At 69.9% G+C, this 8,160-nt stretch carries 9 protein-coding genes; all 9 read left to right on the forward strand.

Annotation, left to right across the window (positions count from 1 at the left end; translation table 11 throughout):
* Positions 1 to 17: 17 nt before the first annotated feature.
* The gene (gene hisG / locus QSG27_RS06195) at positions 18 to 752 is read left to right on the forward strand and encodes an ATP phosphoribosyltransferase (RefSeq protein WP_306704267.1); all 735 of its coding nucleotides are present in this window, start codon (positions 18 to 20) and stop codon (positions 750 to 752) included.
* Positions 736 to 2,043: a histidinol dehydrogenase gene (gene hisD, locus QSG27_RS06200; protein ID WP_306704269.1), complete on the forward strand. Its 1,308-nt coding sequence runs from the start codon at positions 736 to 738 to the stop codon at positions 2,041 to 2,043. The genes hisG and hisD overlap by 17 nt, the downstream gene beginning before the upstream one ends.
* Positions 2,040 to 2,522 (forward strand): UPF0262 family protein, encoded by a 483-nt coding sequence (locus QSG27_RS06205; RefSeq protein ID WP_306704271.1) that lies wholly within the window; start codon positions 2,040 to 2,042, stop codon positions 2,520 to 2,522. Before hisD ends, QSG27_RS06205 begins: the two co-directional genes overlap by 4 nt.
* Before the next feature lie 16 nt (positions 2,523 to 2,538).
* A complete protein-coding gene (locus QSG27_RS06210; protein ID WP_306704273.1) occupies positions 2,539 to 3,000 on the forward strand; it encodes an arsenate-mycothiol transferase ArsC in 462 nt (153 codons plus the stop codon).
* A 161-nt stretch (positions 3,001 to 3,161) separates the two neighbouring features.
* Positions 3,162 to 5,453, forward strand: a complete 2,292-nt coding sequence (locus QSG27_RS06215) for a hybrid sensor histidine kinase/response regulator (protein ID WP_306704275.1) — start codon at positions 3,162 to 3,164, stop codon at positions 5,451 to 5,453.
* 83 nt (positions 5,454 to 5,536) lie between these two features.
* The gene (locus QSG27_RS06220; RefSeq protein ID WP_306704277.1) at positions 5,537 to 6,604 is read left to right on the forward strand and encodes a lysozyme family protein; all 1,068 of its coding nucleotides are present in this window, start codon (positions 5,537 to 5,539) and stop codon (positions 6,602 to 6,604) included.
* A gap of 142 nt (positions 6,605 to 6,746) precedes the next feature.
* Positions 6,747 to 6,965: a translation initiation factor IF-1 gene (gene infA / locus QSG27_RS06225; protein WP_014198195.1), complete on the forward strand. Its 219-nt coding sequence runs from the start codon at positions 6,747 to 6,749 to the stop codon at positions 6,963 to 6,965.
* A gap of 56 nt (positions 6,966 to 7,021) precedes the next feature.
* On the forward strand, positions 7,022 to 7,627 hold the full coding sequence (locus tag QSG27_RS06230) for a Maf family protein (protein WP_306704285.1): 606 nt from the start codon (positions 7,022 to 7,024) through the stop codon (positions 7,625 to 7,627).
* Positions 7,624 to 8,160 (forward strand): ribonuclease E/G (locus tag QSG27_RS06235; RefSeq protein ID WP_306704287.1); only part of this gene is annotated, 537 nt, incomplete at its 3' end. The genes QSG27_RS06230 and QSG27_RS06235, both read left to right, overlap by 4 nt.

An 8,160-nucleotide genomic window follows, 5' to 3' on the forward strand; every position in this document is an offset into this window, starting at 1 on the left:
AGCCCGAGGAGAGTTCTTTGTCCGCCGATACCCGTGCTCTTGGCGCGCCGGCGCCCGGCACACCGACCGATGCGCCATCCCATGCGCCGGCCGGTCAGCCGCTGGTTCTGGCCCTGCCCAAGGGACGCATCCTGAAGGAGCTGCGCCCGTTGCTCACCCACGCCGGCATCGTGCCGGAAGCGGAGTTCGACAACGAGGACAGCCGGCTCCTGCGCTTTGCGACCAACGTCCCGAATCTCAGCATCATCCGCGTCCGGTCCTTCGACGTGGCGACCTTCGTCGCCTTCGGCGCCGCCCATCTGGGCGTGGCCGGCAACGACGTGCTGATGGAATTCGACTATCCGGAAATCTACGCGCCGCTCGATCTCGGCATCGGCAAGTGCCGCCTGTCGGTCGCCGAGCCCGTCGAACTGGGGGAGAGCGACGATCCGTCGCGTTGGAGCCACGTGCGCGTCGCGACCAAATACCCGGAGGTCACCAGGAAGCATTTCGCGGCGCGCGGGGTGCAGGCGGAGTGCGTGAAACTGAACGGCGCGATGGAACTTGCCCCCACCCTCGGCCTGTGCCGCCGCATCGTCGATCTGGTGTCCACCGGCTCGACGCTAAAGGCGAACGGGCTGGTGGAGATCGAGCACATCGCCGACGTCACCTCCCGCCTCATCGTCAACCGGGCCGCCTTCAAGACGCGGCCCGAGGAAATCTCCGGCTGGATCGACCGCTTCCGGGAGGCTGTGAATGCCCGTCAGGCTTGATGCCCAGGACCCCCGCTTCGCCGAAGGCTTCGAGGGGCTTCTGCACGCCAAGCGCGAGACCAGCGAGGACGTGCAGGCCCTGGTCGCCGGCGTCATCGACGAGGTGCGCAAGCGCGGCGACGCGGCGCTGATCGACTACACCGCCCGCTGGGACCGCCAGACGCTGACCCCCGCCACCCTGCGCATCTCCCAGGAGGAGGTGGACGCGGCGGTTGGCAAGTGCAGCGACGAGTTGCTGCGGGCGCTCGACACCGCGGCGGAGCGCATCGAGAGCTTCCACCGGCTCCAGGTGCCGGAGACGACCGACTACCGCGACGCCCAGGGCGTGCGGCTGGGCGCCCGCTGGACGGCGGTCGGGGCCGCCGGCCTCTATGTGCCGGGCGGCACGGCGTCCTACCCCAGCTCCGTCCTGATGAACGCGCTGCCGGCCAAGGTGGCGGGGGTGGAGCGCATCGTCATGGTGGTGCCGACTCCGGACGGGGCGATCAACCCGCTGGTGCTGGCCGCCGCCAAGCGCTGCGGCATCACCGAGATCTACCGCATCGGCGGCGCCCAGGCCGTGGCGGCGCTGGCCTACGGCACGGCGACCATCGCCCCGGTGGACAAGATCGTCGGCCCCGGCAACGCCTTCGTCGCCGCCGCCAAGCGGCTGGTCTACGGCACCGTCGGCATCGACAGCATCGCCGGCCCGTCGGAGATCCTGGTGGTCGCCGACAACCGCAACGACCCGGCCTGGATCGCCATGGACCTGCTGTCCCAGGCGGAGCACGACACGTCGGCCCAGTCGATCCTGATCACCGACGACGCGGCCTTCGGCGACGCGGTGGCCAAGGCGGTGGACACGCATCTGGAGACGCTGCCCCGCGCCGCCATCGCCGGGGAAAGCTGGCGGGAGCACGGCGCCATCGTCGTGGTGCGCGACCTGATGGCCGACTCGCCGGCCCTGATCGACCGCTTGGCGCCGGAGCATCTGGAACTGGCGGTGGAGGACCCCGACGCGCTGGCCGCGAAGGTCCGCAACGCCGGGGCCATCTTCCTCGGCCGCCACACGCCGGAGGCCATCGGCGATTACGTCGCCGGTCCGAATCACGTCCTGCCGACGGCGCGCTCCGCGCGCTTCTCGTCCGGCCTGAACGTGCTGGATTTCATGAAGCGGACGACCTTCGTCGCCTGCGATGCGGACAGCGTGAAGGCGATCGGGCCGGCGGCGGTGACGCTGGCGCGGTCGGAAGGTCTGGACGCGCATGCGCTGTCGGTGGCGCTGCGCCTGCCGGGAGGAGGTCAGGGGTGAGCGCGAAAGGCAACCGCCGTATCGTCCATGTGACGCTCGACGAAAAGACCGTGATCCGGCGCAAGCCGGAGGTGGAGCATGAGCGCGCGGTTGCCATCTTCGACCTGCTCGAAGACAACGAGTTCTTTCCCTGCGACCACGCGGACTGCGGCCCCTATCACCTGCACCTGTCCATCGAGGACAACCGGCTGGTCTTCGACGTCCGGCGCGACGACGACAGCGGGCTGGACAAGATCACCCTGCCGGTGACCGGCTTCCGGTCCATCGTCCGGGACTATTTCCTGATCTGCGAAAGCTACTATCAGGCCATCAAGCGCTCCACGCCCTCGCAGATCGAGGCGATCGACATGGGACGCCGCGGCCTGCACAACGAAGGATCGGAGATGCTGCGCGAACGGCTGGCCGGGAAGGTGGAAATGGATCTCCAGACGGCGCGGCGGCTGTTCACGCTGATCTGCGTCCTTCATATCCGCGGCTGACGGGGTCGGGCGGCGCATGGCCCCGGTGCTGCAACCGCTCCCCGTGACGAGCGTGTTGTTCGCCTGCACCTACAACATGATCCGCTCGCCGATGGCGGCGGCGATCATGCGGCATTTCCATGGCACGCGCGTCTACGTCGACTCGGTCGGCGTGCGCGAGGGGGACGAGGTCGATCCCTTCGCCGTGGTGGTGATGGAGGAGATGGGAATCGACCTGTCCCGCCACCGTTGCCGCAGCTTCGAGGATCTGGAGGACACGAACTTCGACCTGATCGTGTCGCTGTCGCCGGAGGCGCAGCACCGCGCCATCGAGATGACGCGCACCATGGCCTGCGACGTGGAGTTCTGGAACACCTTCGACCCCACCCTGGTCGACGGCAACCGCGAAGCCATGCTGGAGGCGTACCGCAAGGTGCGCGACGGGCTGCTGGGCAAGATCAGGGAGCGCTTTCCGCTGTCCCGCGGCCCGACGGTTTGACGGCGAACTTCCGCGAAGCCTTTTTCAAGGCTGGGTTGAGGTAAAGTTGAGATGTATCATCGAGGCGAGCGCATTCGCCTCAATAGACTCCTGCGATCCTTGAGAGGGTCCTCCGCCTGATGTCCGCCGGTTTGCCGTCCCGTTTGTTCCGTGCCGCCGGCTTGCGGAGTCTCCGCCTGCGCCTGATGGGCGTCGTCCTGGCGTCCCTTGCCCTGCCCTTGGCCGGGGCGCTGTACTTCTTCGAGCAGCAGCTCGACCAGCGCCTGGACAGCGCCCGCGAACTCGCGCGCCATCTGACCGAGGACGGGGTGGAGCGCCAGCGCGACCTGATCGGGGAGGCCCGGAACCTGCTGAGCGTGCTCGCCCTGGTGCCGGCGGTCCGCGATTCCAGCCACGCCAACACCGATGCCTGCGTCGCCACGCTGGCACCGATGCCGCGGCAGCACCGCTGGACCACCGGCGTCTGGGTGACCGACCCGAACGGCCTGATCATTTGCGACACGACCGGCCCCGGTTCCGGCATCAGCCTGCGCGAGCGTGAGTATTTCCAGCGGGCGCTGGACACCAGATCCTTCGTGCTGAGCGACGTGGTGATCGGCAAGCGGTCGGGGAAGCCGTTGATCCTGGCGGTCCAGCCGGTGCTGGTGAACGGCGAGATCGAACGGGTCCTGGGCGTGGCCATCGATCTGGCCTGGCTGACCGATCTGGTGAAGGTGACGAAGCAGGACGACGCGCGCATCCTGGTGCTGGACCGCCACGGGGTGCTGATCGCGCGCCAGCCCGATCCGGAAGGCTGGGTCGGGCGCAGCCTTGTGGAGTTCCCGTACATCAAGCGTATGCTGACCGAAGGCAGCGGCGCGTTCGAAAGCGAAAGCGCCGACGGGCGCACCCGCATCTGGGCCTTCCGCCGTTCCGCGGAAACCGACACCGTCTTCGCCGTGGGCATGCCGACCGGGCCGATCGTGGCCGACGCCCAGCGCGACCTGATGCGCGGTCTGGTCCTGCTCGGCATCGTCGGGCTGCTCAGCGTGGCGGCGCTCTGGTCGCTGCTGCACGCCTCGGTCCTGCGCTGGATGCGCGTTCTCAGCCAGGCGGCGACCCGGATCGGTGCCGGCGACGTCGGCACGGTGGTGGAGGCCCGCGGCGCCCCGGACGAGATCCGGCTGGTGGCGAACGCCTTCAACGACATGTCGGGCCGCCTGAAACGGCGCGAGCACGAGTTGCGCGCCGCCATGGAGGAGGCCCGCGCCGGCAGCCGCGCCAAGGAGGACTTCCTGGCGACCATGAGCCATGAGATCCGCACGCCCATGAACGGCGTGATCGGATTCGCGGAAATGCTCCTGGAGACGCCTCTGACGGCGGAGCAGCGCCGCTACGCCTCCCAGGTGCGTGAGGCCGGGCGCTCCCTGCTGACCGTCATCAACGACGTGCTGGACCTGTCGAAGCTGGAGGCGGGCAAGCTGGATCTGGTGTGCGTGCCCTTCCGGCTGGACGATCTGGCCGACCGCTGCCAGGCCATCGTGCGGCTGACCGCCGAGCAGAAGGGGCTGGAGATGCAGACCTCCGTCTCCGCGGCGGCACGGGGCTATGTGCTGGGCGATCCCGACCGGGTGCGCCAGATCCTGCTGAATCTGCTGGGCAACGCGGTGAAGTTCACCGACACCGGCAGCGTCCGCCTGACCGTCAAGGCCATGGGCGACGAGGGCGGGGCGCGCCGCTACACCTTCACCGTCAGCGACACCGGCATCGGCGTGCCCGAGGACCGCCAGCGCGAGCTGTTCCAGCGTTTCAGCCAGTTGGACCGCGGGCGCGGCGGCACGGGGCTGGGGCTGGCGATCTGCCGCCGTCTGGTGGAGCTGATGGGCGGCGAGATCGGTGTGGAAAGCCGCGCCGGCGTCGGCAGCACCTTCTGGTTCAGCCTGCCGCTGCAACCCGCCAGCGCCCCGGAACTGGACGATCTCGACGGCGGGCCGCTGCATGCCCATGAACCGTCCAGCCGCGGCGCGCGCATCCTGCTGGCCGAGGATCTGGTGATGAACCGCGATCTGGTCATCACCATGCTGACGCGGGCCGGCCATCATGTGGACGCGGTGCCGGACGGCGCCGCCGCCCTGGCCGCGGTGCAGGAGCGCGCCTACGACCTCGTCCTGATGGACGTGCAGATGCCGGTGATGGACGGGCTGGAGGCGACGCGGCGCATCCGGGCGCTGCCCGGCCCGCTGGGCAGCATTCCGATCCTGGCGCTGTCGGCGGGGGTGCTGGCGGTGGAGGTGGAGCGCTGCCGGCAGGCCGGCATGGACGATCATCTGGCCAAGCCGCTGGAAAAAAGCCGCCTTCTGGCCGCCGTCGACCATTGGAACGGAAATGGGCGCCGGACCGTGGTGGACGCCGCACCCTTCCGGTTGGCCGGTGCGCCGGGCGATCGATCATCCTTGGTTGATCCCGGCCAATGATTAAGTAAAATTAACGGCTCCGTGCTAATGTTGCGGCGATGGGTTCCGCCGTGGCGGTTCCGGTATGATGGTTCCGGTGTTTCATGAAGGTCGCGCTGCCCCCACTCGCCCCGATTCCCGAGCGCAAGCCGGATGTCCCCGCGCCGCTGCCCTCCGCCGGCGCCGCGTCGGGCGGGTCGTTCCAAAGCGCGCTCGCCGAATTCCAGCCGCTCCCCCGCGGGCGGCTGGCCAACGGGCAGAAGCCGCCGCCCCTGCCGGGGACGAAGCCGGAGGCGCCCATCCAGCTTGCCGACGGGACGCGCGTGCCTTTTCCCACCCGCAAGCCCGACGCCACCGCGCTGGCTTCCACCCCATCGACAGCCATCGGTGCCGCTCTGGCGAGCAATCCCGCCGCCGGGCAGGTGGTGCTGGCGGCGCAGCAGGTCGCCGGGCTGTCGGGCCACAGCTTCACCGCCATCCTCGCCCAGGCGACCCAGGAAAGCGGGCTGGACCCGGCGGCCCGCAACCGCTCCAGCTCCGCCGCCGGGCCGTTCCAGTTTTTGGAGCGCACTTGGCTGGATCTGTTCCGCCGCCATGGTTCCGCCTATGGCCAGGGGGAACTGGCGAGCGCGATCCAGAGCCGCAACGGCATCCCCTCCGTCAAGGACCCGGCGGTGCGCCGCCAGATCCTGGCGCTGCGCCACGATGTGGACCTGTCCGCCGGCATGGCCGCGCGCTACCTGTCCGAGGGGCGCAGCCGGTTGGAGGACCGGTTGAAGCGTCCGGTGTCGGAAACGGAAAGCCGCATCGCCTATGTGCTGGGCGTGGGCGGGGCGGCCAAGCTGCTCCGCGCCGCCGAGTCGTCGCCGCGGGCCGCCGCGGCGGAGCTTTTGCCCGCGGCGGCGCGGAGCAACCAGGGCCTGTTCTACGACCGGGCGTCGGGCCGGGCGCTGACGGCGTCGGAGACCGTCGCGCGGCTGACGCGCCGCATGGACACCGACCAGAAAGAGATGTTCGAGCGCATCGCGCAGGCCGCGGAACCCCGCGTCCGGCTGGACGGCGGCCCGTCGCCGCTCAGTTCTTTCCAATCCGCGACGCTCGGCAGCACGCCGGGCATGGACGCGGACGGCGCGGCGGAGTATGAGAACGGCGACGGAAACCCGCTCGGCTGAACCGCCGGGTGGTTCCGTTCCATCTGGAAGGCATTGGCCAACCCCCGCGCCGGCGGTTCACCGCCTCCGGTGGAATCCCCCTTGACCGGGCGGCTTTGGGAGGTCAGTTATTGCCTCGAAACTGTTACGGACTTAAGGGGCTATGGCAAAGGAAGATCTGATCGAGTTTTCCGGGACCGTCGTCGAGCTGCTGCCGAACGCGATGTTCCGTGTGAAGCTCGACAACGAGCATGAAGTGCTGGCGCACACCTCCGGCAAGATGCGCAAGAACCGCATCCGCGTGCTGGCCGGTGACCGCGTCAACGTCGAGATGACGCCCTACGACCTGACCAAGGGCCGGATCACGTTCCGGTTCAAGTGATTGAACCGGTTTCCTCCGTTGAACCGGTTCCCGCCGCCGGCCATCCTCCCCGCGTTATGAGCACCGAACCCACCCCCCGGCTCGTGCTGGCGTCCGCCTCGCCCCGCCGGCTCGACCTGTTGCGCCAGATCGGCGTGGTGCCCGACGCGGTCGATCCCGCAGACATCGACGAATCGCCCCTGCCGCGGGAGCTTCCGCCCCAGCACGCGCTGCGTCTGGCCGGCGAGAAGGCCGCCGCCGTGGCGGCGCGCCATCCCGGCGCCTTCGTGCTGGCCGCCGACACGGTCGTCGCCTGCGGCCGCCGCATCCTGCCCAAGGCGGAGGAGGAGAAGCAGGCCCGCGCCTGCCTTGGCCTGTTGTCCGGGCGGCGGCACCGGGTGTTCGGCGGCGTCGTGCTGCTTTCGCCCGTGGGGGAGGGGGAGGCGCCGCGCCGGTCGGAACGGCTGGTGCGCACCGATGTGACCTTCAAGTCGCTGTCCCACGAGGAGACGGCCTCCTACCTCGCCTCCGGCGAGTGGCAGGGCAAGGCCGGCGGCTATGCGATCCAGGGCCGGGCGGCGGCCCATGTCCGCTGGATCGGCGGCTCCTACAGCAACGTGGTCGGCCTGCCCCTGTTCGAAGTGGCGGCTCTGCTGCGCGGCGTGGGGTTCCCGCTCCCGTGAGCGGCCTTTCGGCAGGTGCCGGAACGGAAATTCTGATCGACCGCGACGGTCCGCTGACGCGGGCCGCCGTGCTGACCGGCGGGCGGCTGACCGACCTCTACATCGATCATGCGGCGCGCCCGTCCCTGCTGGGCCATGTGTTCCTGGGCCGGGTGGAGCGGATCGCGACGGGGCTGGACGGCGCCTTCGTCGATCTCGGCACCGGCAAGTCGGGCCTTCTGTCCGCCCTGGACGCCCGCGGGCCGAAGGGGCGTCCGAAGGCCAAGGGCGAGCGGATCGGCAACCTGCTGCGCACCGGCCAGAGCGTGCTGGTGCAGGTGAAGGCCGATGCCACCGGCGCCAAGGGACCGTCCCTGACCATGGACATCACCCTGCCGGGCCGCTTCCTGGTGCACGCGCCGCTGGGGCGCGACGTGGCGGTGTCGAAGCGGCTGGGCAGCGGCCCGGAGCGCGCCGAGCTGGCCCGCCGCATCCAGGACATCGCCTCCGGCGCCGGCTGGATCGTCCGGGCGGGCGCCGCCACGGCGCCGGAC

The sequence above is a fragment of the Azospirillum isscasi genome (assembly GCF_030849505.1).
Lineage (GTDB): Bacteria > Pseudomonadota > Alphaproteobacteria > Azospirillales > Azospirillaceae > Azospirillum > Azospirillum isscasi.

Bases quoted from the DNA above. Each gene is read 5' to 3' on its own strand.
- QSG27_RS06210 (WP_306704273.1), top strand. From the start codon at position 2,539: ATGGCCCCGGTGCTGCAACCGCTCCCCGTGACGAGCGTGTTGTTCGCC.
- hisD (WP_306704269.1), top strand. From the start codon at position 736: ATGCCCGTCAGGCTTGATGCCCAGGACCCCCGCTTCGCCGAAGGCTTC.
- QSG27_RS06220 (WP_306704277.1), top strand. From the start codon at position 5,537: ATGAAGGTCGCGCTGCCCCCACTCGCCCCGATTCCCGAGCGCAAGCCG.
- QSG27_RS06230 (WP_306704285.1), top strand. From the start codon at position 7,022: ATGAGCACCGAACCCACCCCCCGGCTCGTGCTGGCGTCCGCCTCGCCC.
- infA (WP_014198195.1), top strand. From the start codon at position 6,747: ATGGCAAAGGAAGATCTGATCGAGTTTTCCGGGACCGTCGTCGAGCTG.